Source organism: Curvibacter sp. EU05-FHT14A10, from assembly GCF_058791075.1.
In genome coordinates, this window is sequence record NZ_JBYTDE010000007.1 from 229010 (window position 1) to 252179 (window position 23170).

A 23170-nucleotide genomic window follows, 5' to 3' on the forward strand; every position below is an offset into this window, starting at 1 on the left:
TTTTTAAGCGTCACGTTGACTGGGGGCAGCGCTTTGGGGCCAGGCCTGGCCCCGGGGGCCTCAGAGCGTCAGGCCCTTGAGGTATTCGCGGAAGCCGGCGCCCACCTCGGGGTGTTGCAAGGCCAGTTCCACGGTGGCTTCCAGAAAGCCTTCCTTGCTGCCGCAGTCGTAGCGCTTGCCTTCGTACTGCCAGGCGTAAACGGCCTCGGTGGTCATCAGGCGGGCGATGGCATCGGTCAGCTGGATCTCACCACCGGCACCGCGGGGCTGGTTGGCCAGCATGTCGAAGATGGCCGGGGTCAGCACGTAGCGGCCCGCCACGCCCATGCGTGAAGGGGCAACTTCGGGCATGGGCTTTTCAACAATGTGGCTGACCTTGAGCACGCGGTCATCCACCGGCTCGCCCACCACGATGCCGTAGCGGCGCACGTGTTCCAGCGGCACTTCCTGCACGGCCAGGATCGATCGGCCCAGCTTGGCAAACTGGCGTGTCATCTGCGCCATCACGGGCTCGCCACCGGTGGGGGCGGACATCAGGTCGTCGGCCAGCAGCACGGCAAACGGCTCGTTGCCCACCAGGTGGGCGGCGCACAGCACAGCGTGTCCGAGGCCCATGGAGCGGGGCTGGCGCACGTACGAGAAGGTCATGCCCTCGGGGCGCAGCTCGCGCAGTCGGGCCAGCATCTCGGTCTTGTGAGCGGCTTCGAGTTCGGCTTCCAGTTCGTAGGCGGTGTCGAAGTGGTCTTCGATGGCACGCTTGCTGCGGCCGGTCACGAAGATCATGTGGTCGATGCCCGCGGCATGGGCCTCTTCAACGGCGTACTGGATCAGCGGCTTGTCGACCACGGGCAGCATTTCCTTCGGGCTGGCCTTGGTGGCCGGCAGGAAGCGCGTGCCCAGCCCTGCGACCGGAAAAACCGCCTTGCGAACAGTCTGCTTGATATTCATTTATTTCATCCTCCTGAGTTGATCTTCGATACCGGCCAACTTGGTCGAGAAGTCGGCCATCCGCTTTTTCTCTTGTTCAATCACCGCCGGTGGGGCCTTGGCCACAAAGGCTTCGTTGGACAACTTGCCTTGCGCCTTCGCAATCTCGCCTTCGAGGCGGGCCGCCTCTTTGGCCAGGCGGGCCTTCTCGGCGGCCACATCGATTTCCACGAACAGGCACACCCGGGCCTGACCCACCACGGCCACCGGGGCGGCCTGGGCGGCTTCGGCCCATTCGGCTTCGGTGGCGAACAGCTTCACTTCGCTCAATTTGGCCAGTGCCTGCAGTATGGCGGCCGATTGTTGCAGGAAGGTGGCTTCCTCGGGCTGGCTGGCCACGGCCAGCAAGGGCAGGCGGGTGGCGGGCGACACGCCCAGCTCGCCACGCAGGTTGCGGCAGGCATCGACCAGGGCCTTCAGGCGCTCGACATGTGCGATGGCGTCGGGGTCGATCTTGGACGGCTGCGACTCGGGGTAGCGCGTCACGCTGATCGATTCGCCCTGGAGGCCGGCCACAGGGGCCACGATTTGCCACAGTTCTTCGGTGATGAAAGGAATGATGGGGTGCGCCAGACGCAGGATGGCTTCCAGCGTGCGGATCAGCGTGCGACGGGTGCCCCGTTGTTGTGCCACATCACCGGTCTGGATCTGCACTTTGGCGATTTCCAGGTACCAGTCGCAAAATTCGTTCCAGACAAAGTCGTACAGGCGGTTGGCCACGTTGTCGAGGCGGTATTCCTCAAACCCCTTGGCCACATCGGCCTCGACCTGTTGCAGCACCGAGGCGATCCAGCGGTCGGGCTGGCTGAAGCTCATGTAGCCATGGGCCTTGCCACCCACGGCGCAGTCGGCCTTGGTGTGCTCCATCAGGCCGCAGTCGTGGCCTTCGCAGTTCATCAGCACAAAGCGGGTGGCGTTCCAGAGCTTGTTGCAGAAGTTGCGGTAGCCCTCGCAGCGCTTGCTGTCGAAGTTGATGCTGCGCCCCAGCGAGGCCAGCGCCGCAAAGGTGAAGCGCAGCGCATCGGCACCGTAGGCCGGAATGCCTTCGGGGAACTCTTTCTGGGTGTTTTTGCGCACCTGCGGGGCGGTTTCGGGCTTGCGCAGGCCGGTGGTGCGCTTCTCCAGCAGGGGCTCCAGCGAGATGCCGTCGATCAGGTCCACCGGATCGAGCACATTGCCTTCCGACTTGCTCATCTTCTTGCCCTGTGCATCGCGCACCAGGCCGTGGATGTACACATGCTTGAAGGGCACCCGGCCCGTGAAGTGGGTGGTCATCATGATCATCCGGGCGACCCAGAAGAAGATGATGTCGTAGCCCGTCACCAGCACGGTGCTGGGCAGGTACAGGTTGAAGTCGTCGGTGGCCGAATCGCCCTGGTTGGGCCAGCCCAGTGTGCTGAAAGGCACCAGAGCCGCGGAATACCAGGTGTCCAGCACGTCTTCGTCGCGGCGCAGCGTCTTGCCCGGGGCCTTGGCCTGGGCTTCGGCTTCGTTGCGGGCCACGATCACGTTGCCGTCTTCGTCGTACCAGGCCGGAATCTGGTGGCCCCACCACAGTTGGCGGCTGATGCACCAGTCCTGGATGTTGTTCATCCACTGGTTGTAGGTGTTGACCCAGTTCTCGGGCACAAACTTGACCTCGCCGCTGGCCACGGCGTCGATGGCCTTCTGGGCGATCGATTTGCCCGTGGGGTCTTGCTCGCTGACCTTGCTCATGGCCACGAACCATTGGTCGGTCAACATCGGTTCAATGACCTGGCCGGTGCGGGTGCAGCGCGGCACCATCAGCTTGTGCTTTTTCACCTCGACCAGGGCGCCGGCGGCTTCCAGGTCGGCCACCACGGCCTTGCGGGCCACAAAGCGGTCCAGGCCCTGGTATTTGGCGGGGGCGTTCTCGTTGATCTTGGCTTCGAGCGTCAGCACGCAGATCATCGGCAGGCCGTGGCGCTGGCCCACGGCGTAGTCGTTCTGGTCGTGCGCCGGGGTCACCTTGACCACGCCGGTGCCGAACTCACGGTCCACGTAGTCGTCGGCAATCACCGGGATCTCGCGGTCGGTCAGCGGCAGCTTCACCATCTTGCCGATCAGGGCGGTGTAGCGTTCGTCTTCGGGGTGCACCATCACGGCCACGTCACCCAGCAGGGTTTCGGGGCGGGTGGTGGCCACGGTCAGGCTGCCCGAGCCATCGGCCAGCGGGTAGGCGATGTGCCACAGGCTGCCGTCTTCTTCTTCGCTTTCAACTTCGAGGTCGGACACGGCCGACATCAGTACCGGATCCCAGTTGACCAGGCGCTTGCCGCGGTAGATCAGGCCTTGCTCATACAGGCGCACAAAGGTGTCGGTCACCACGCTGGAGAGCTTGTCGTCCATCGTGAAGTACTCGCGGCTCCAGTCGACGCTGTCGCCCATGCGGCGCATCTGGGTGGTGATGGTGTTGCCGGATTTCTCTTTCCACTCCCACACCTTGCTGACGAAGTTCTTGCGGCCCAGGTCATGGCGGCTGAGCTTTTGCTCTTGCAGCTGGCGCTCCACCACGATCTGGGTGGCGATGCCGGCATGGTCGGTGCCAGGCACCCAGACCGTGTTGAAGCCTTTCATGCGGTGGTAACGCGTGAGGCTGTCCATGATGGTCTGGTTGAAGGCGTGACCCATGTGCAGCGTGCCGGTCACGTTGGGGGGCGGCAGCTGGACGGCGAACGAGGGTGCTTCGGCCTGGGCCGCGCCGGTGCCGCGGAAGCCGGCGGCACCGTAGCCTCGCTTTTCCCATTCGGGGCCCCACTGGGCCTCGATGGCAGCAGGTTCAAAGGATTTCGAAAGGCTGTTCAGCCCGGGCTGTTGAATGGTGTCGCTCATGGCGTGGCAAATGGAAACGGCACCCTGGGGTGCCGTTGGAGACTGTTGCAGGATGAGGCCGATTTTAGCGGCCCAGCGGCCCATATCCCCGGCGCCCGTTCAGATTCGCATGGCCCGGCCCGTGCTGGCGGGTCAAACAGCACCTGCTATTGAAACTGAAGCGGCGGCTGGGCCCCTGGCCCACAGGGCGCTGCGGGGGCGTCTGGGGGCCTTGTGAGTGGGGGCTTGGTGGGCGGGCGCATGCCGCTCAGCAGCGCTGGCCGGTTGATCCGGACCCATAATTGCGATCTTATGAACTCGATCGTCACGGAGCATCGCCTGGCCTGGCCCAAGGTCTTGGCTGCGCCATGGGGCAGCCGGGGGTGGGGGGCGCGGATGCTGGCTTGTGCGGCCTTCAGCAGCCTGCTCGGCGCCGCCTGGGCCGATCAAGGCACTGCCGACGCGGCAGAGCCTGCGTCGGCGCCCACCTCGGCTGCGGCACCCGATCACCCCTACAAACTCACCTTCGGTCTGTACCCCATGCAGGGTGGCGGGCAAGCTGCCAGCACGGGTGCCGACCTGAACCTGCGCTATGGCTACGGCAGTGGCAATGTCTGGCTGGGGCGCTACCAGGCCGATGGCCAGGGCACGCAATGGCGTGGCGGCTGGGACCGATCGGTGCCGCTGCCCGGGGGCTGGCGCCTGCAACCCTCGTTGCAGCTGGCCTCGGGCGGCTTTGCCGGGGGCAGCCTGGGCCTGGAGCGCGGGGAGCATTGGGTGGCGGGGGCGGGCCTGGGGCGCACCAATCTGCGGCCTTATGTCAACCTCAACTTCGACCCCAACGATGCCTGGATGGCCTGGGCGGCTTACCGCCCCTCTGAATCCCGCTCGTTGTCGGTGCTGGTGGTGCGCGACAACCGGCAGAACCCCGATCAGCAGCACCTGCACCTGGTCTATCGAGGTCCGGTGGCCGATGGGCTGCGGCTGACGGTGGATGTGTTGCGCAAGACCGGGCTGGTCGATGGCCAGGGCATCCGGCGCCTGGGGTGGTCGCTGGGGCTGGACGGCGCGCGCACCTTTGTGCACCTGGCCTGGGACCCCAACGTCAATTTCAGCAGTCAGAACATGTGGCGCCTGTCCACGGGCTGGCGGTTTTGAGGGAGCCAGAACAGATGGACAGGATCGACATCGATACCTCGGCCCAGGCCTTGCGCGTGCAGGCCCTGGTGCGCCGTGACACCGGGCAGGTGCTGAGCCCCGACGGCCTGGCCGAGTTGCTGGCGCTCACCGGCCAGGGCGTGCAGGCGCCCTGGAGCGGCCCGGTGCATCAGCGTGAGGTGACGGTGGTGCTGGCCGATCTGCGCGGCTTCACGGCGCTCACGGCCACCCAGCCCGCCGGCGTCATCATCGCTTTGCTGAACCGTTGCCTGGCCGTGCTCAGCGAAGTGATCCTGCGCCACGGCGGCACCATCGACAAGTTCATGGGTGATTCGGTGATGGCCTTGTTCGGGGCGCCCGAGGGGCGTCCGGACGACGTGGAGCGGGCCCTGGTGTGCGCGGTCGAGATGCAGCTGGCCATGGCCGAACTCAATCGGGAGGGGCCGCCGCAGGGCCTGCCCGAGCTGTACATGGGCATCGGCATCAACACGGGGCAGGTGATCGCGGGCCGCTTTGGCTCGGCTGCCTATTCGCAGTACACGGTGATCGGCGATGAGGTCAACCTGGCCTCGCGCATCGAATCCTTCAGTCTGCGCGGGCAGGTGCTGGTCAGCGAGCACACCTACCAGCGCTGCGCGCATCTGGTCGAGGCCTCCGGCCCCATGGAGGTGCATGTCAAGGGCAAGAGCGAGGCCGTCCGGGTGCGTGAGGTGGTGGCCATCCCGTCGCGCGGGCTGCATGTGCCACGCGCTGAAGTGCGGCGCAGCCACCGTGTGGAGGTGCGCCTGCCCTGCACGATGCAGGAGCTGCAGCACAAGGTGGTGCTGCCGTCGCACTGGCCTGCCGTGATCATCGACGTGGGCTACTACGGACTGCAGATCGAGCTGGACCAGCCACTGGAGCCCTTTTCCGAGCTGAAGCTGGAGTTCCCCTTGCTGCTGGTTGATTTCACGGTCAGCGATGTGTACGCCAAGGTGGTCAAGTGTCGCCCCTTCGAGGCGCGTTGGCGCGCCGGGCTGGAGTTCACCGCCATCGGCGTTGAGAGCAGCGCCCGGCTGCAGACCTTTGTGCAGCTTTTGGTGGCGGCGCGCTGAGGCGGCCCCAGTGCAGGGCAGGCGCCAAAAAGCCGCCGGCACCCAGGGGCTGCGGCGGCTTGTTCAGGCAGGCATCAATGATGCCCGCTGGCCGATCACTGCTTGACGGCTTCCACTTGCACCACCAGGTGCACGTTCTTCGGGAAACCCCAGTCGATGCCGTAGTTCATGCCCCATTGGGTGCGGTCGATGGTGGCTTCGAAGTCGCCGCCGCACACTTCGCGCTTGAGCATGGGGCTTTGGTAGCAGTTGAACTGCTTGGCGGTCAGGGTCAGCGGGGCGGTCTTGCCCAGCAGGGTCAGGTTGCCGGCCACGCTGCTCACCTTGTCACCGTCGAAGGTGAACTTGTCACCCACGAACTTGAAGGTGGGGAACTGCGGCGCGTTGAACAGGTCGGCGCTTTGCAGGTGCTTGTCGAAGGCAGCGGTGCCGCTGTTGATCGAGGTGGCGTCGAAGGTGATCTCGACCTTGCCGGTCTTGGCGGCCTTGTCCAGTTGCACGGTGCCTTCCTTCTTGTCGAAGCGGCCACGGTTCACGGCGGCACCAAAGTGGCTGATTTCGAAGGTCGCGAAGGTGTGGGTCGGGTCAACGCCGTAGGTGGCGGTTTCAGCCTGGGCCAGACCGGCAGAGAGGGCGGCAGCAGCGGCCAGGGCGATCATCGAAATACGCATGGTAGAAAACTCCTGTTGGAAAGGAAAAGGGAACGGGGGAAAAGAAAATGGACGGGATTCAGGAAGCAGCACGGATCAAAGCTTGCCCACGCCAGTCAGCGCAAACTTGAACTTCACCTGCACGTCGTCGGCCACCATGCCGGTGTCCGACCATTCGCCCTCGCCGATCTTGAAGACCAGGCGCTTGATGGGCAGCACGCCAGTGGCCAGGGTGGTGGCGCCGTTCTGGGTCAGGGTCACGGGCACGACCACATCCTGGGCATGGCCCTTGATGCTCAGCTTGCCGCTGATTTCAAACTTGCCGCCGCCCAGGCCCTTGGCCGAGGTCGACTGAAAGGTGGCCTGCGGGAACTTGGCGGTGTTGAACCAGGGGGCCTTGGGCAGTTCGGCATCGCTTTCAGGCACGCCCAGGGTGGCGCTGGCCACATCCACCGTCATGGCGATCTTGCTGGTTTCGGGCTTGGCCGGGTCAAAGCTCAGTTGGGCGTCGAACTTCTTGAAGCGGCCTTCCACCGGCACACCCATCTGCTTGCTGACGAACACGATCTCGCTTTGGGCGGGGACCAGCTTCTGGTCGGCGTGAGCCGGGGAAAAGGCTGCGATGGCACTCAGGGCCAGTGAGGCGGCGAGAGCACGCTTGAAAATCGTCGTCATGGTTCACTCCTGTTGCGGCCAACGGGCCGGCTGGAAAAGATGGAAATCGGAGAGCAGAAAGAAGGGGCCCGGTTCAGCCGCGGCCTGGCAGCATGCGGTTGATCAGACCGTCGCGGTCGATCAACTGGTGCTTGAGGGCGGCCGCCACGTGCAGGGCTGCCAGGGTCGCCAGAGCCCAGGCTGCGATCTCGTGCCAGGGCTTGACCAGCTCGGCCAGGGCCTTGTCGGGGGCCAGCAGGTCAGGCATCGGCAGCACGCCAAACAGCACCACCGGGAAGCCGGCGGCCGAGCTGTAGGCCCAGCCGATCAGGGGCACGGCAAAGAACAGCAGGTACAACAGGTGGTGGGTGCCATGGTGGGCAGCACGCTGCCAGGCCGGCATGGCTTGCTCGACGGCCGCCGGCAGTGCGGGCGGGCGGTGCGTGAGGCGCCACAGCAGCCGCAGCACCGACAGGATCAGGATCGACATGCCGGCCCATTTGTGCCAGCTGTAGTACTTGAGACGTTGCGGTGAGAAAGGCAGATCAGCCATGTACAGGCCGAGGCAGAAGGTCCCCAGCAGCGCAGCCGCCAGCAGCCAGTGCAGGGCCATGGCCAGCGCGCTGTAGCGCTTGGGGGTGCCGTGTGAAACAGAGGTCATGGATGAAACCCGGATTGAAGACGTTGTGTGGACTGTTTGATCAACAACAAGTTCCTGAACTGTCTGCAGTGTAGGAAGCGCGTCCGCCTCCGGGTTTCAGCGTGATTGACGCTTCGATTCAAAAAAATTGAATGCCCAACGCGATGGCGCGGCGGCCAAACCGCCTTCAGGGCATGAAGCGGCGCTCAAGGGCAAAGGGCGGCGTTGCGCCAGGCAGCCGCCGCGGCAGGCTCATCGCCGCGCCGTTCGGCCAGCAGGGCCAGTGCCCGCCAGGCGTTGCGCTGCATGGGGCCGGCCTCCAGGTGCTGGCTGGCCTGGCTCAGCAGTTGCTGGGCCTTGCCCCACAGCTGGCGCTTGAGGCAGGCCACGCCGGCCAGATACTCCAGCCGGGCGTTGCGCGGGTTGGCCTGCTGGGCGCTTTCGATGCGCGCCAGCCAGGAGGCGTCCAGCGATTCCATGCTGTGTTCCAGGGCTTCGATCAACTTCTGTTGCAGGTGCTCCGGCAGCGAATCGGGCAGGCTGACCATGCGTTCCCACACCGGCAGCAGCCAATGCCGGGCCTGCACGTCGTCACCGCCGAGGTGGTTCAGTCGCAGCGCGGCCTGCAGGGCCAGTTCGGGCATCTGGCGTTCAGCCGGGTCGAGCTGCTGCCAGACCTGCTGCAACTGGGCCGGGTCGTGGGCCGAGTTGAGCAGCTCGGCCGCCAGTCCGCGCACGATGCTCTGGGCGGCGGCCGTGGAGAAGGCGCGGTGCTTGGCCAGCAGGCGGGCGGTTTCCAGGGCCATCAGGGTCTGCCCGGCCAGGCGCGCTGCCTTGAGGCGGGTGCGCAAGGCAATGGTGCGCCGCGAGGCGCCCTGGGGCAGGTCTTCGAGTCGGGCCAGGGCCCCGGAGGCGTCGCGGTCGTCCAGCATCCAGCGGGCCGAGCGCAGCTGGGCGCCTTCGTGCAGTTCCTGGGTCTGCGCGTTCTGGCGCAGCGCGGTTTCTTCCAGCGCCTGGCGCAGGTGCTCATCGCGGCGGGGTCGGTCTTGCAGCGCATGGGCACCATCGGCGGCCACCAGGTGGGCCAGGGTGCGCAGTTGGTGGCCGGCACCGCCGTAATGGGCACTGGCGCTGAGCGAGTGCTCCTGCGCCAGCGCGGCCTCGGCGGCCTTGCTGGCCCGCACAAAGCGGCCCGACAGCAAATGCATCATGCCGTCGAGCAGGGCGCCATGCATGGCGCGCTCTTTCTGCTGCAGGCGCCAGCGGCGCGCCTGGTGGGGCATCTCGAACAGGGCGGCCAGGGCCTGCAGGGCGGCATGCAGCACCACGAAGCCGCCCACCAGCAGCAACAGCACCATGTTCAGGGACAGGTCGATCCGGTAGGGCGGCCAGAACAGGGTCACCGTGCCCTGGTTGTTGCCGGCAAACAAGGCCATGGCGACGGCAATGCCGAACAGGGCCAGAAACCACAAGGCTGCGCGCATGGTGGGCCTCTTTTCCTCAGCGGCCCGCGGCGGCCGTGGCCAGCGCGGTCAGGGTTTCGTCCAGGCGCGGCAACTCGACCGCCTTGAGCTGGCTTTGCAGTTGCTGCAGCAAGGTGGCGGCGCTTTGGGTGCGGCGCGAGGCTGGATCGAAATACTTGTTGATCTGCGTGGCGGCAGCGGCCAGATCGGCGCGGGCCGACTCGGTCTGGCGCGCCAGCACGCCCAGGCGGGCATTGAGCAGCTTCAGCTTGAGGTTCTCGCGCAGGAAAAAGCTTTGTTCAGGCGCCAACAGCGCGGCTTCGGGCTGGTCGATGCGGCTCACGCGGACCAGGTTTCGCATTTCGTCGCGCACCAGGGCCAGGGCCTTGCCGGCGGTGTTGTCCCACCAGTCCTGGGCCTGGGCGGCAGCGCTGGCCGGGGCGGTGGCGGTGGTGGTGGTGGGTGGGGCCGGTCGGCGCCCTGGGGCATTGGCCACGGCATTGAGCACGGGCAGTTCGTCGACCTGGCGGGCCAGCTCGTCCAGGCGCGCCAACAGGCCGGGCGTGTCGGTGACGCTGGCCGACTTGATGCGGTCGCTGTCGTGCTGGATCGCCCGCTGCAAGGGGGCCAGGCGGGGTTGTGCCGCGCGGGCGATGCGTTGGTCGGCCGTTTTGAGGGCGGCCAGCATGGGCTCGACGCTGCCTGTCAGCTGGGCCTGTTGCTGGGCCAGTCGCAGCGAGGATTCGATGTCGACCACCAGGTTTTCGTCGCGTGAGCGCGACAGGCTTTGCATCAGCTCTTCGAGCTGGGTGCGCTGCAGGGCCACTTCACTGAGCCGGGTTTCATTGAGGCTGACCCGGGCCGCGGTATCGCGTGCCTGCTCCTGGGCCTGGCGGGCCAGGGCGCGGGCTTCAATGGCCTGGCTGCTGCTGTCGGCCGACTGGCGCGCCAGCTGCTCTTGCAGGTTGCCGATCTTCTGCCACAGGGAAACACTGGCCACCAGGGCCAGGCCCGCCACGGCCAGGGCAGCCCAGGTCAAGGGCTGGCCGGGCCGGCTGAAGGCGGTGCGCGGTGTTGCCGGCGCGTCCGCAGTCGGCTGAGGCGGACGGGACTCGTCGGTCGGGGTGTCGATCGGTGGCACTGAACTCATGTCAGGGATTCTATCGAGGCCGCCACGTCTTCGAGCGTCGGGCGGGTGGCGAGCACCTGTCCAAAGCCCGCGCGGGCCGCCGCTTCGGCGATGCGTGGGTGGGTCACCAGGGCGCGTGCGCCTTGCCAGCGGGCCTCGGGCAACCAGCTTTGCAGGTTGCGCACCGCTTCGGAGCTGCTGAACAGCCACACCGTGCCATCACCTGCCGCGGCCAGGGCGCGCTCACGCAAGACCCCGGCCGGGGCCGGTGGGCGGCGCTCATAGGCCACATGGTGGCTGACCTGGCCACCCGCCTCGGTGATGCGCTGGCTCAGCCACTCGCGCCCCGAGCCCCGGCCGGCCTGCTCTGGGGGCAGGGCCGCAGCCGGATCGGCAGGGGCGTCGACGCCGCGCACGATCAGCACCTGATCACCGGGCTGGATCTGGGCCTGCACCTGGGGCCACAGGTGTTCCGAGTCAAACTGCCCGGCTTCGGCGGGCGGGGTGTCAATGCGTTCAGCCGGCACGCCGGCGGCCAGCAGGGCGCGGGCCGTGCCCGGCCCGGGGGCCCAGCAGCGGGCCTCGCTCAGGCAGGCCTGGGCGCCGGGTGTGGTGGCAAAGTGATGCACCGCATTGCCGCTGACAAACATCAGGGCGCGCCACCGGGTTTGCGCCAGGTGCTGCCCGCCGGCGCGGGGCGCGGCGATCTCGATCAGGGGCAGGGCTTCGGCCCGCAGGCCGCGCAGGCCCAGTTGCCGGGCCCAGTCACTGGCCTCGGGTTCGGGCCGGGTGACCAGGACGCGCGGGGCGGACATGGCGTGGCGGGTGTTCAGGGGATTTCAGGCGTGGGCAGCACGCGGCGTGCGCCGCCGGCTTGCAGCAGCTCAGCCACTTCGTCGCCCAGCTCGGCCGCACTGGCCAGGGAGTCGAGGCTGCGTTGGCCGCTGGCCTGGACCAGGGCCACGTTGGCGCTGTCCGGGTCACCCCAGGCCGCGCGCAAGCGCAGTTCGTCGCCGTGCCATTCGCCGTGGGCGGCCAGCGGCATGGAGCAACTGCCACCCATGGCGCGGCTGATGGCGCGTTCGGCGGTCACGGTCAACCAGGTGCGCTGGTGGGCCAGGGGCGCCAGGGCCGCACGCAGGTCGGCGCGCCCACTTCGGATCTCGATGCCCAGGGCGCCCTGGCCGGCGGCCGGCAGCATGTGGTCAGGTTCGAACACGGCGCGGATGCGCTCGGCCAGGCCCAGGCGCTTCAGGCCGGCGGCCGCCAGCACGATGCCAGCGTACTGGCCGTCGTCCAGCTTCTTGAGGCGGGTATCCAGGTTGCCGCGCAGGGGCTCGATGCGCAGATCAGGGCGCAGCGCGCGCAGCAGCACGGTGCGGCGCAGGCTGGAAGTGCCGACCACGGCGCCTTCGGGCAACTCGTGCAACGAGGCGTACTGGGGCGAAACAAAGGCGTCGCGCGGGTCTTCGCGCTCCATCACGCAGGCCAGCTCGAAACCGTCGGGCAGGTCCATGGGCACATCCTTGAGCGAATGCACGGCGATGTCGGCACGGCCTTCTTCCAGGGCCACTTCGAGCTCTTTGACAAACAGGCCCTTGCCACCCACCTTGGACAGCGAGCGGTCCAGGATCTGGTCGCCCTTGGTGGTCATGCCCAGCAGGGTGACGGTGTGGCCTTGCGCTTCCAGCAGGGCCTTGACGTGTTCGGCCTGCCACAGGGCGAGCCGGCTTTCGCGCGTGGCGATCACGATCGGAGCGCGTTGGGGGGTGACGATGGGGGCGGCTGGCTGGCTCAAGCTCGTAACCTTTTTGTAATCTTCAAGCGGTCTTGGATGCTAGCATGCCCCGCATTACGCCCTAAGCCGACCGCCTGTGTCCCAGCGGTCGGATTTGAGCCGCGCCCGCCACACCCTCTTGGAGACAGACGCATGAAACGATCCGACAAGGACCAGCCCCTGATTGACGACATCCGCCTCTTGGGGCGCATTCTGGGGGACGTGATCCGTGAGCAGGAGGGCGTGGCCGCCTACGAACTGGTGGAGCAGGTGCGCAAACTGTCGGTGGCCTTCCGCCGCGACGCCGATCAGGAGGCTGACCGGGCGCTCAAGAAGCTGCTGAAGTCGCTGTCGGGCGACCAGACCGTGAGCGTGATCCGCGCCTTCACCTACTTCAGTCACCTGGCCAACCTGGCCGAGGACCGGCACCACATCCGGCGCCGCACCGTGCACGAGCGCGCTGGCGACACGCAAGAGGGCAGCATCGAAGTGGCCATGGCGCGCCTGCGCTGGGCGGGCATCGCCCCCAAGACCATTTCGCAGACCCTGGCGCAGAGCTATGTGGCGCCGGTGCTCACGGCCCACCCGACCGAGGTGCAGCGCAAGAGCATCCTGGACGCCGAGCGCGACATCGCCCAGTTGCTGACCGCGCGTGATGAGATCCGGCTGCGCGCCCTGGTCTACAACACCTCCAAGGATGCCCTGACCCCGCGTGAGCTGGCTGCCAACGAAGCGCTGCTGCGCGCCCGCGTGATGCAGCTGTGGCACACCCGTCTGCTGCGTTATTCCAAGCTCACCGTGGCCGACGAGATCGAGAACGCGCTGAGCTACTACGAGGCCACCTTCCTGCGCGAGATTCCCAAGCTGTACGCCGATCTGGAGCGCGAACTGGGCAACCATCCGGTGGCCACGTTCTTCCGCATGGGGCAGTGGATTGGCGGGGACCGCGACGGCAACCCGAACGTCAGTGCCGGCACGCTGGAGTACGCGCTGAAGCGCCAGGCCGAGGTGGCGCTGCGCCACTACCTGACCGAGGTGCACTACCTGGGTGGCGAGCTGTCGATGTCGGCCCGCCTGGTGGGCGTCACCCCCGAGATGCAGGCCCTGGCCGAACATTCGCCGGACACCAATGAACACCGCCAGGACGAGCCCTATCGCCGCGCCCTGACCGGCGTCTATGCCCGCCTGGCCGCCAGCCTGAAAGACCTGACCGGGGGGGATGCAGCCCGCCATGCCGTGGCGCCGCAGAACGCCTACCCCGATGCCGCCGACTTTTTGGCCGATCTGCGCGTGATCGAGGCCTCGTTGAATGCCCACCATGGCGAGGCCCTGGTCAATGAGCGCCTGCACCCGTTGATCCGCGCGGTCGAGGTGTTCGGGTTTCACCTGGCCACGGTCGATTTGCGCCAGAGCTCGGACAAGCACGAAGAGGTGGTGGCCGAATTGCTGGCCACGGCCCGGATTGAGCCGGACTACAGCAGCCTGCAGGAGGCGGCCAAGCGTGCCTTGCTGGTCAAGCTGCTCAACGACGCGCGCCCGTTGCGTGTGATGGGCGCCAGCTATTCGGCCCACGCCCGCAGTGAGCTGGCCATCTTTGAGGCGGCGCGCGTGATGCGCCAGCGCTATGGGCATCAGGCCATCCGCCACTACATCATCAGCCACACCGAGACCGTCAGCGATCTGCTGGAGGTGATGCTGCTGCAAAAAGAGGTCGGCCTGGTGCGCGGGCTGCTGCAGGAGCCGACGGCCAGTGCAAGCCCTGCGGTCAGTGACCTGATCGTGGTGCCGCTGTTCGAAACCATCGAAGACCTGCGCAATGCCGCGCCCATCATGCGCGAGTTCTATGCCCTGCCGGGCATGGCCGAGCTGGTGCAGCGCAGCGGTGGCGAGCAGGACATCATGCTGGGCTACTCCGACAGCAACAAGGACGGCGGCATCTTCACCAGCAACTGGGAGCTCTACCGCGCCGAAATCGCCCTGGTCGAGCTGTTCGAGGAACTGGCCGCCAGCCATGGCATCCAGTTGCGCATGTTCCATGGCCGTGGCGGCACGGTGGGGCGTGGTGGTGGTCCCAGCTACCAGGCCATCCTGGCTCAACCCCCGGGCACGGTGCGGGGCCAGATCCGCCTGACCGAGCAGGGCGAGGTGATCGGTTCGAAGTACGCCAACCCCGAAATCGGGCGCCGCAACCTCGAAACCCTGGTCGCCGCCACGCTGGAGGCCACGCTGCTGCAGCCCACCAAGCCGGCTACCAAGGCCTTTCATCAGGCCGCGGCCGAGTTGTCGCAGGCCAGCATGGGGGCTTACCGGGCCCTGGTCTATGAGACCAACGGTTTCACCGACTATTTCTTCGGCTCCACCCCGATCCGGGAGATTGCCGAACTCAACATCGGCTCGCGCCCGGCTTCGCGCAAGGCCAGCCAGCGCATCGAAGACCTGCGCGCCATTCCCTGGGGCTTCAGCTGGGGCCAGTGCCGCCTCACCCTGCCGGGCTGGTTCGGCTTTGGTTCGGCCGTCGAGGCCTTCCTGTCCCGCCCGGCAGCCGCGGGCAAGGATGGTCGCAAGGAGGCCCTGGCCCTGTTGCAGCGCATGTACCGGCAGTGGCCTTTCTTCCGCACCCTGTTGTCCAACATGGACATGGTGCTGGCCAAGAGCGACCTGGCCCTGGCCTCGCGCTATGCGGAACTGGTGAGCGATTCGCGCCTGCGCAAGAAGGTGTTCGCGATGATCGAAGCCGAGTGGCACCGCACCGCCGAGGCGCTGACCCAGATCACCGGCGACAAGCAGCGCCTGGCCCACAACGAGGCGCTGGCGCGTTCCATCCGGCACCGCTTCCCCTACATCGACCCGCTGCATCACCTGCAGGTCGAACTGGTGCGGCGCTACCGCTCGGGCAGCGACGCGGACGAGCGTGTGCAGACCGGTATCCACATCTCCATCAACGGCATCGCCGCCGGTTTGCGCAACACCGGTTGAGGGTGTTGTGGCCGGTTTGAGGCCGGCGGGGTGCACACTGGCGCACAAATTGCAAAGAACAAAAGCAGGCCCTCGGGCCTGCTTTTGTTCTGGCGTTTCTGTTTTTTGCAACAAGGTATTCAAGAGGGTGGCCCGATGTGGAGTCCGATGTGGAGTTCGATGTGGCACTGGGGTTGGCAGCCCGGCTGGCACTACAAATTTCTGCTCAAGGGGGTGCGTGCCCTGATCGCGCTGGGCACGGTGGTGGCCGGCGCCTGGTGGCTGGACCAGACGGCGGCGCTGATCCCGTTGGTGCTGGGGGTCAATGCCAGCGCCCTGGCCGAGACCGATGACAGCTGGCGCGGGCGCCTGCGCGCGCTGCTGATCACCCTGCTGTGCTTTGCCGCCATGGCACTGGCGGTGCAGTTCACCCTGCACAGCAAACCGGCCCTGATGGCGGTGCTGGCCCTGGCTGCGGTGGGCCTGGCCCTGCTGGGTGCCTTGAGCGAGAGTTACCGGGCCATCGGCTCGGCGACCCTGATCCTGGGCCTGTACACCGCCTTGGCCGCGCATGGCAACGACTCGGCGGCCCCCGGCTTGCCGCATGCGCTGTTGCTGTTGGCGGGCGCGGCCTGGTATGGGCTGCTGTCGGTGTGTTGGGCGGCCTGGTTCCCCAACCTGCAGGTGGTGCAGAACCTGGCCCTGCTGTACGAGGCCCTGGGGGAGTACCTGCGTCTGAAGTCGCGCCTGTTCGAACCCGTGCGGGGGGTGGACATCGAGCGCCGCCGCGTTGGCCTGGCCTTGCAGAATGGCCGCGTGGTACAGGCCCTGAACCAGACCAAGGAAAGCCTGCTGAGCCGGCGCCCGCGCCACGCTGGCCCGACGCTGGAGACCGCTGGCCCGCGCTGGCTGCGCCTGGCCTTGCAACAGTACCTGGTGGCACAGGACCTGCACGAGCGCGCCAGCTCTTCTCACGAAAACTACGAGTTGCTGGCGCAGAGCTTCTTCCACAGCGATGTGCTGTACCGCTGCCAGCGTGTGCTGGCCGGGGTGGGGCAGGATTGCACCCGGCTGGCGCAGGCGCTGCGCCTGCAAGGCCCGGTCGAGGCGGTGAACGACAGCCAGCCGGCCCTGGAGGACTTGCAGGGCTCGATCGCTTTGCTGGCGTCTTTGCCGGAGCTGGCCTGGGCGCAGCGTGAGCAGGGTGTCGGGGCACCGCTGCGACTGCGCTCGCTGCGCGCCCTGGCGCGCAATCTGGCCGGCATGCAGAAGGTGATCCGCAGTGCCCTGTGGCCTGAGCAGTACCCCTTGCTGGAGGCGGACACGAGCCTGCTGGACAGGGGGCCGCGCAACCTGGCCGAGGCCTGGGGGCGCATCCGCCAGCAATTCAGTGCCAGTTCGGTGCTGCTGCGCCATGGCCTGCGCCTGGCGGTGGCGCTGATGGTGGCCTTTGTCTGGATGACGGTGAGTGGCGACGAGCACGGCTTCTGGATCCTGCTCACCATCGTGTTCGTTTGCCGGCCCCATTACGGCGACACCCTGCGCCGCCTGGGGCAGCGGGTGGGGGGCACCGTGCTGGGCCTGATGGTGGGCTGGGCCTTGCTCAAGCTGTTTCCGGGGTTGTTGCTGCAATCGGTGTTCACCGTGGTGGCCGGCGTGGTCTTTGTGGCGGCGCGCCAGACCCGTTACACCCTGGCCTCGGGGGCCATCACCATCCTGGTGCTGCTGGCCTTCAACCAGGTGGGCAATGGCTTCGACCTGATCTTGCCGCGCCTGCTGGACACCTTGATCGGTGCCTTGATTGCCGGCCTGACGGTGTGGTTGGTGCTGCCTGACTGGCAGTCGCGGCAATTGCCCAAGCTGTCTGCCCAGTTGCTGCGCAGCCAGGCGGCCTACCTGCGCGAGATTGCGCGTCAGTACCAGTCTGGCAAGCGCGAGCACCTGGACTACCGGCTGGCCCGGCGCAACGCCCACAACGCCGATGCGGCGCTGTCCGGGGCTTTGCGCGAGGTGTTTGACGAGCCAGCCTACCTGCGCCGCCATGGTGCGGCCGGCATGCGTTTCATGGTGCAGGCGCACACGCTGTTGAATTACCTGTCGGCTCTGGGGGCCCATCGGCTGGAGGGGCAGGCCCAGGAGTTCGCCCCCGATGTGGCCCAGGCCGTCGAATGGCTGCAGAACGCGCTGGCGGACACGGCCACGGCCATCGAGGGTGGGGCCTTGCCCTCGGCCCCGATCGATGCTGCGGCACTGGCCGCACCGCCGGTGGCGGATGCTGATGCCGGGCCTGATCTGGTGCTGCGTTCGCAGCTTCACCTGGCGCTCAGCCTGGTGCCCGAGTTGCAACGTCAGGCGCTGGCGCTGGTCGGGCGCTGAGGGCGCCCCTCGCCCAAGGTGCGGGGGAGGGGGCTCGTCTATTCGGCCTGGATGCCGGCCCGCAGCGCGATGGCGCGCATGCGCGGCAGCTCGGCATCGATCAGCTTGCTGACGGACTGGGCCGAGGCCCAGTCCTTTTGCATGCCGGCCGCTTGCAGCTTGTCGCGCAGTTCGTTGTCGCTCAGGCTTTCTGCCAGCGCCACCTGCAGGCGCTGCCGGGCCTCGGCGGGCAGGCCACGGGGGGCCATCAGGGCCAGCCAGGCATCGAAGGCGAAGTCGGTGCCGGTGCTTTCAGCCACCGTGGGAACCTCGGGCAGCAGGGGGGAGCGCTGGGGGCCCGTGAGCGCGATCACCTTGATCTTGCCGCTGCGCACATGGGGCAGGGCCGCAGCCACCGTGTCGATGCTGATGGGCACCTGGCCGCCGATCAGGTCGCTCATGGCCGGGGCGCTGCCTTTGTAGGGCACGTGCAGCAGCTTGATGCCCAGGGCACTCCAGACCAGCTCACCGGCAAAGTGCGAGCTGGTGCCACTGCCGAACGAGGCATAGGCATAGCGATCGGGTGCCTGCTTCACGGCGGCCACCAGTTGCTTGAGCGTGTCGATGGGGACTTGTTTGTTGACCAGCACCGCCATGGGCACGCGGGCGGCCATGCCGATGGGCTCGAAGCTTTTCACAGGGTCGTAGGGCAGGCGGGGGTTGAGGGCCGGGTTCAGGGTGAAGGTGGAGCCCGAGCTGAGCAGCAGGGTATAGCCGTCAGCCGGCGCGTTGGCCACCACGGTGGCCCCGACCACGGTGCCGGCGCCAGCCCGGTTGTCGATGACCACGGCCTGGCCCAGGCGTTCGCCCAGCTTCTTGCCGATCAGGCGGCCTGCCACATCGGTGGCACCGCCGGGCGGGAAGGGGATCACCAGCTGCAAAGGGTGGTTGGGAAAGGTCTGGGCGCGGGCCTGGCCGAGGGGGAGCAGCGAGGCCGCCAGGGCCTGGGTGAACTGACGCTTGGTGAGTTTCATGGTGGGGCAGCGAGGAGAAGGACTTGGGGGGGGGGGGGTGGGGTCTGCCGTGCCAGGGCAGACCGGCCCGAGGGCCAAAGGCACATGTCTCCTTGTCGCTGCGCGGGCCCTGTGAGCGTCAGGGGCGCCGCGCGCCGGGGGCGGCCTTGGCGGGCCGCCGCACCATGGATCAACCGTTGCGGAACAGGAAGCTGTAGGCGTTGAGCGCTGGCACGCCGCCGAGGTGTGCGTACAGCACACGCGAGCCAGCCGGGAATTCGCCGTTGCGCACCATGTCGATCATCCCGTGCATGGATTTGCCCTCGTACACCGGGTCGGTCAACATGCCCTCCTGGCGGGCGCACAGGCGGATGGCCTCCAGCGTGCCTTCGTTGGGCAGGCCGTACTCGGGGCCGCCGTAGCGGGTGTCCAGCACCACGTCTTCGGCCGTGATCTCCTGGCCCAGTTCGACCAGCTTGGCGGTGTTCTGTGCAATGCGCAGCACCTGGGCATGGGTTTGCTCAGGCTTGGCCGAGGCATCAATGCCGATCACGCGGCGGGCCCTGCCGTCGGCCGCAAAGCCCACGACCATGCCGGCCTGGGTGCTGCCGGTGACCGAGCAGACCACGATGTAGTCGAACTTGAAGCCCAGTTCGGCTTCCTGGGCCCGCACCTCTTCGGCAAAGCCCACAAAGCCCAGGCCGCCGTAGGGGTGCTCGGAGCAACCTGCGGGCACCGGAAAGGGCTTGCCACCGGCTTGGCGCACGTCTTCCATGGCCTGCTCCCAGCTGGGGCGGATGCCGATGTCAAAGCCGGCTGCGTCCAGGCGCACATCGGCGCCCAGAATGCGCGACATCTCGATGTTGCCCACCCGGTCGTAGACCGCATCGCTGTAATTGACCCAGTTCTCTTGCACCAGCACGCACTTCATGCCCAGGTGGGCAGCGACTGCGGCCACCTGGCGGGTCTGGTTGGACTGGATGCCACCGATGGACACCAGGGTGTCGTAGCCGCCGGCAATCGCTTCGGGGATCAGGTACTCGAGCTTGCGGGTCTTGTTGCCGCCAAAGGCCAGGCCGCTGTTGCAGTCCTCGCGCTTGGCGTACAGCTCGACCTTGCCGCCCAGGTGGGCGCTCAGGCGCTTCAGGGGCTGGATCGGGCTGGGGCCGAAGGTCAGGGGGTGGCGGGGGAATTTCTGCAGGTTCATGGTTTTCTCAAAGGGTTGAAGGGTGGCGACCCAGGCCTCGAAGCTGGCGAAGAAGCTAGGCATCGACACACCTTTCAGGGGCTGGGTTGGTGTGACAATGCTATGAAATATGGCGATTAACAGGATTGCAAAATCAATCGATTCAATCATCGAAAATGACGACAATATCAATCTGGTGATTTGAAAATTTTTTGAAAATGACCATGAGCACAACAAAAATTCGTTCAAAGAGTGCGCCTGAAAAGAGCGATTCAGCCCCGCTGAACCCCGAGCTGGACCGCACCGATCGAGCCCTGCTGAAGCTGCTGCAACGGGATGCCTCGTTGTCGAACGTGGCATTGGCCGAGAAGGTGCATCTGAGCCCGCCGGCCTGCCTGCGCCGGGTCGATCGCCTGCGCCAGGCCGGCTACATCCAGCGCACGGTGGCCTTGCTCAACCCGCAGTCCTTGGGGGCCGGCATGGTGGTGCTGATCGGGGTGGTGCTGGACCGATCCACGCCCGAATCCTTCGAGGCCTTCGAGAAGGCGGCGGCCAGGATCTCGGGCTGCATGGAGTGCCATGTGGTCACGGGCGAGTTCGACTACTTCATGTTGGTGCGCACACGCAACAGCGAGACCTTCAACCAACTGCACGCCGAACAACTGCTGTACCTGCCCGGGGTGCGGCAGATCCGCTCGTTCATGGGGCTCAAGCAGGTGCTGTCGACCACCCAACTGCCCCTGTCTTGAGGAATGGCAGGCATTCCGGGCTTTCTTTGGCCGATGCGGCCGGCGCCGGGCCGATAGCATCGGGTGCGATGACAAGCGTTAAAAGGTGTGTGAGCATGAAGCCAAGCTGTTGGACCCCTCTGGTGCTGGGTGCCGCCCTGCTGGCAGGCGGCTGCAGTTCGCTGGACGTGCCGCGCGCCGACAACTACCCGATCAGCAGCCAGAAGAAGGCGCGCTCGGTGCACCACTGGGACGTGCTGGCCGATGATTCGGCCCGGCGCATTGCCGACAAGATCCGCAGCTACCCGATGGCCTTGCCGGCGGTGTATGTGGTGCCGGCTGCACCGGGCACCTTCAACCAGAGCTTTCGCGAGTTGTTGCTGACCCGCCTGGTGGACCATGGCGCCATCGTGTCGCGCCAACCCGGGCCGCTGGTGGTGCGTTTTGAAACCCAGTTGATCGAACACCCCAGCGAGGTGGAGAACCAGAGCCCCATGCCCGCCTTGGGCCTGGCCGCAGGCATCTCGGTGGTGCGCGACCTGTATGCCTACGACCACGTGACCGGCAACTATGTGGGCAGCCTGTTGTCTCTGGGGGCGATCACCGACCTCTCGCGTCGCTGGCGCGATGGCACGGCAGCGGGCGGCCCCACGCGCACCGAGGTGCTGATCACCACCTCGCTGGAGCGCGAAGACACCTTTTTGGCCCGCACGGCCGATGTCTATTACATCGACGGTGAGGACGGGGGCCTGTATGTGCCCAAGCCGCTCAAGGCGGCCGACGCCGGCCCGCCCCCGGTGGCCACGCGCAACTGGAAGGTGGTGGGCCCATGAGGCAACCCCGACGCCGCCACCTGCTGGGCGTGGCCGTGGCGGGCGTGACCGCCCTGGGCCTGGGCGCCTGCTCGTCCACCCCGCCGGTGGACGAAAACGTGCGCACCGACCTGATCGATGTCAACTACAAGGCCGCCGACGCCTTGGTGGCCGGCCTGCAACTGGACCGCAAGCAACCGTTGTTGGTGGCGACCTTTGTGAACCTGGAGGTGCTGACCGAGTCGTCGCGGCTGGGGCGCCTGTTCTCGGAGTTGGTGGGCGGGCGCCTGGCCCAGCGCGGTTACGCGGTGAAAGAACTCAAACTGCGCGAGAACCTGTTCATGAAAGCCTCGCAGGGCGCGCTGCTGTTGTCGCGTGAGGTGCAGGACATCAGCCAGACCCAGTCGGCCCAGGCGGTCATCGTGGGCACCTACACCTCGTCGGGCAAGATGCTTTACCTCAGCGTGAAGCTGGTGGTGCCCGAGGGCAATGTGGTGCTGGCGGCCCATGACTACGCCATGCCCATCGACGCCAACATCAAGGGCCTGCTCAAGTAGAACGGGTTTCAGCCCCAAGACAAAACGCCCCGCGGCGCTAGCCGGCGGGGCGTTTTGTCGAAATGAAGGAGGCGGAGGGGGTCAGTGCACCATCAGGGCGCCGCTGGCCTTGCTCTTGCCGGCGCGGGCCGGGGGGTTGCACAGGCCGCACAGGAAATGGCGGGCGTTTTCGTAGGGCTCGGTGACGAACTTGCCGGCACAGCGCGAGCAGGCGGTCATGGTGAGCATGTCGGCGTCGACGAACTTGACCAGGCGCCAGGCGCGGGTGAAGGACAGCAGGGGCTCGATCTCGGCGGCCTGGACCTGCTCGTTGTACAGGCGCCAGGCCTTGGTGAGCAGGTCGATGCTGTCCATGTCGGCGGCCTTGGACAGGTACTCGTAGATGTTCAAGAACAGCGAGGAGTGGATGTTCTCCTGCCAGGTGAGGAACCAGTCGGTGGAGAAGGGGAGCTGGCCCTTGGAGGGGGATTTGCCGGCGATCTCTTTGTACAGGCGGATGAGGCGCTCGTAGGAGAGGGTGGTTTCAGACTCCAGGACCTGCATGCGGGCGCCCATGCGGATGAGCATGGCGGCGCGCTCGATCTGGCGGGACTCGTTGAGCACGCTCTTGGCGGGGGCCTTGGCGGCGGCAGGAGCGGCGGCGGTGCTGGGCTCGGCGGCGGTGGCGATAGAGGTGCTCATGAGGGTCTCCAGGGTCAGGGTCGGTAGGAAGCGGAAGTCCGTTTAAAGGATTTCAGCCAAACGGCCGGCCATGAGGATGTTGGCGTGCAGCTTGTTGGTGGCTTCGTTGCCGACCTTTTGCTGGGTGTTGTGGTTGGTGAGCAGGCTCCAGACGAGTTCGTCGTCGACGCGGAAGCGGGCCAGCAAGGTGTTGCGCGAGGCGAGCTTCATGACCTGGGAGGGGGAGAGTGCGGAGAGGATGTCGGCGGACTCTTCGTTGAGGCCGAGGCGGAAGATGGCTTCGGCCTTGTCCAGGCGGATGAGGGACTGGGCCAGCATCAGGTAGGTGAGGTTGGCTTCGCGGATCTCGGCAAGCATTTGTTCGCTGGTCATGGTCAAACTCCTTGTTACGGAGCCGCTGTCGCTGCCTTATGCAGGGTTTCGCGATCCGTTGAAATGGATTGTGAAGATCCCGTAAAAGAAAATTAAGTCAGGTAACGGATGTGTGCTTTGTCTGGTT

At 66.6% G+C, this 23170-nt stretch carries 20 protein-coding genes; 7 read left to right on the top strand and 13 right to left on the bottom strand.

Annotated features, from left to right (window positions below; all coding sequences use genetic code 11):
• Nucleotides 1-60 precede the first annotated feature (60 nt).
• Both galU and AC3WUT_RS15700 read right to left on the bottom strand, forming a co-directional pair.
• Nucleotides 61-948: a UTP--glucose-1-phosphate uridylyltransferase GalU gene (galU, locus tag AC3WUT_RS15695; protein WP_492348008.1), complete on the bottom strand. Its 888-nt coding sequence runs from the start codon at nt 946-948 to the stop codon at nt 61-63.
• Nucleotides 949-3840: a valine--tRNA ligase gene (locus tag AC3WUT_RS15700; protein WP_492348009.1), complete on the bottom strand. Its 2892-nt coding sequence runs from the start codon at nt 3838-3840 to the stop codon at nt 949-951.
• Nucleotides 3841-4131: 291 nt separating this feature from the next.
• On the opposite strand from AC3WUT_RS15700, the gene AC3WUT_RS15705 reads away from it, so the two are divergent.
• Nucleotides 4132-4977: a hypothetical protein gene (locus tag AC3WUT_RS15705; protein WP_492348010.1), complete on the top strand. Its 846-nt coding sequence runs from the start codon at nt 4132-4134 to the stop codon at nt 4975-4977.
• 14 nt (nt 4978-4991) lie between these two features.
• Nucleotides 4992-6071, top strand: a complete 1080-nt coding sequence (locus AC3WUT_RS15710) for an adenylate/guanylate cyclase domain-containing protein (RefSeq protein ID WP_492348011.1) — start codon at nt 4992-4994, stop codon at nt 6069-6071.
• 95 nt (nt 6072-6166) lie between these two features.
• On the opposite strand, the gene AC3WUT_RS15715 is transcribed toward AC3WUT_RS15710, so the two are convergent.
• From AC3WUT_RS15715 to hemC, 7 genes are all read right to left on the bottom strand, one after another.
• Nucleotides 6167-6742, bottom strand: a complete 576-nt coding sequence (locus AC3WUT_RS15715; RefSeq protein WP_492348012.1) for a YceI family protein — start codon at nt 6740-6742, stop codon at nt 6167-6169.
• A gap of 75 nt (nt 6743-6817) precedes the next feature.
• On the bottom strand, nt 6818-7396 hold the full coding sequence (locus AC3WUT_RS15720; RefSeq protein WP_492348013.1) for a YceI family protein: 579 nt from the start codon (nt 7394-7396) through the stop codon (nt 6818-6820).
• 73 nt (nt 7397-7469) lie between these two features.
• Nucleotides 7470-8036 carry a cytochrome b gene (locus tag AC3WUT_RS15725; protein WP_492348014.1) on the bottom strand — a complete coding sequence of 189 codons (567 nt, stop codon included), beginning with the start codon at nt 8034-8036 and terminating at the stop codon, nt 7470-7472.
• A gap of 185 nt (nt 8037-8221) precedes the next feature.
• Nucleotides 8222-9499, bottom strand: a complete 1278-nt coding sequence (locus AC3WUT_RS15730; RefSeq protein ID WP_492348015.1) for a heme biosynthesis protein HemY — start codon at nt 9497-9499, stop codon at nt 8222-8224.
• 16 nt (nt 9500-9515) lie between these two features.
• Complete coding sequence (locus tag AC3WUT_RS15735) at nt 9516-10628, bottom strand: uroporphyrinogen-III C-methyltransferase (protein ID WP_492348016.1); 1113 nt, start codon at nt 10626-10628, stop codon at nt 9516-9518.
• Complete coding sequence (locus AC3WUT_RS15740; RefSeq protein ID WP_492348017.1) at nt 10625-11422, bottom strand: uroporphyrinogen-III synthase; 798 nt, start codon at nt 11420-11422, stop codon at nt 10625-10627. Before AC3WUT_RS15740 ends, AC3WUT_RS15735 begins: the two co-directional genes overlap by 4 nt.
• A gap of 14 nt (nt 11423-11436) precedes the next feature.
• Nucleotides 11437-12405 carry a hydroxymethylbilane synthase gene (hemC, locus tag AC3WUT_RS15745; protein ID WP_492348018.1) on the bottom strand — a complete coding sequence of 323 codons (969 nt, stop codon included), beginning with the start codon at nt 12403-12405 and terminating at the stop codon, nt 11437-11439.
• A 132-nt stretch (nt 12406-12537) separates the two neighbouring features.
• On the opposite strand from hemC, the gene ppc reads away from it, so the two are divergent.
• Together ppc and yccS are read left to right on the top strand one after the other, a co-directional pair.
• Nucleotides 12538-15360, top strand: a complete 2823-nt coding sequence (gene ppc / locus AC3WUT_RS15750) for a phosphoenolpyruvate carboxylase (RefSeq protein ID WP_492348019.1) — start codon at nt 12538-12540, stop codon at nt 15358-15360.
• A gap of 147 nt (nt 15361-15507) precedes the next feature.
• A complete protein-coding gene (yccS, locus tag AC3WUT_RS15755; protein ID WP_492348020.1) occupies nt 15508-17715 on the top strand; it encodes a YccS family putative transporter in 2208 nt (735 codons plus the stop codon).
• A 38-nt stretch (nt 17716-17753) separates the two neighbouring features.
• Here the strand turns inward: yccS and AC3WUT_RS15760 are convergent, their stop codons facing one another.
• Both AC3WUT_RS15760 and AC3WUT_RS15765 read right to left on the bottom strand, forming a co-directional pair.
• Nucleotides 17754-18728, bottom strand: coding sequence for a Bug family tripartite tricarboxylate transporter substrate binding protein (locus AC3WUT_RS15760; protein WP_492348021.1), 975 nt, complete (start codon nt 18726-18728; stop codon nt 17754-17756).
• Nucleotides 18729-18897: 169 nt separating this feature from the next.
• Nucleotides 18898-19914, bottom strand: coding sequence for a 1-aminocyclopropane-1-carboxylate deaminase (locus AC3WUT_RS15765; RefSeq protein WP_492348022.1), 1017 nt, complete (start codon nt 19912-19914; stop codon nt 18898-18900).
• 203 nt (nt 19915-20117) lie between these two features.
• Between AC3WUT_RS15765 and AC3WUT_RS15770 the strand changes: the two genes are divergently transcribed.
• From AC3WUT_RS15770 to AC3WUT_RS15780, 3 genes are all read left to right on the top strand, one after another.
• Nucleotides 20118-20642 (top strand): Lrp/AsnC family transcriptional regulator, encoded by a 525-nt coding sequence (locus AC3WUT_RS15770; RefSeq protein ID WP_492348023.1) that lies wholly within the window; start codon nt 20118-20120, stop codon nt 20640-20642.
• 95 nt (nt 20643-20737) lie between these two features.
• The gene (locus tag AC3WUT_RS15775) at nt 20738-21454 is read left to right on the top strand and encodes a hypothetical protein (RefSeq protein ID WP_492348024.1); all 717 of its coding nucleotides are present in this window, start codon (nt 20738-20740) and stop codon (nt 21452-21454) included.
• Nucleotides 21451-21990, top strand: a complete 540-nt coding sequence (locus AC3WUT_RS15780) for a FlgO family outer membrane protein (protein WP_492348025.1) — start codon at nt 21451-21453, stop codon at nt 21988-21990. The genes AC3WUT_RS15775 and AC3WUT_RS15780 overlap by 4 nt, the downstream gene beginning before the upstream one ends.
• Nucleotides 21991-22071: 81 nt before the next feature.
• Here the strand turns inward: AC3WUT_RS15780 and flhC are convergent, their stop codons facing one another.
• Together flhC and flhD are read right to left on the bottom strand one after the other, a co-directional pair.
• Nucleotides 22072-22671, bottom strand: a complete 600-nt coding sequence (gene flhC / locus AC3WUT_RS15785) for a flagellar transcriptional regulator FlhC (protein WP_492348026.1) — start codon at nt 22669-22671, stop codon at nt 22072-22074.
• 42 nt (nt 22672-22713) lie between these two features.
• Nucleotides 22714-23043, bottom strand: coding sequence for a flagellar transcriptional regulator FlhD (gene flhD / locus AC3WUT_RS15790; RefSeq protein WP_019574875.1), 330 nt, complete (start codon nt 23041-23043; stop codon nt 22714-22716).
• Between the last annotated feature and the right edge of the window lie 127 nt (nt 23044-23170).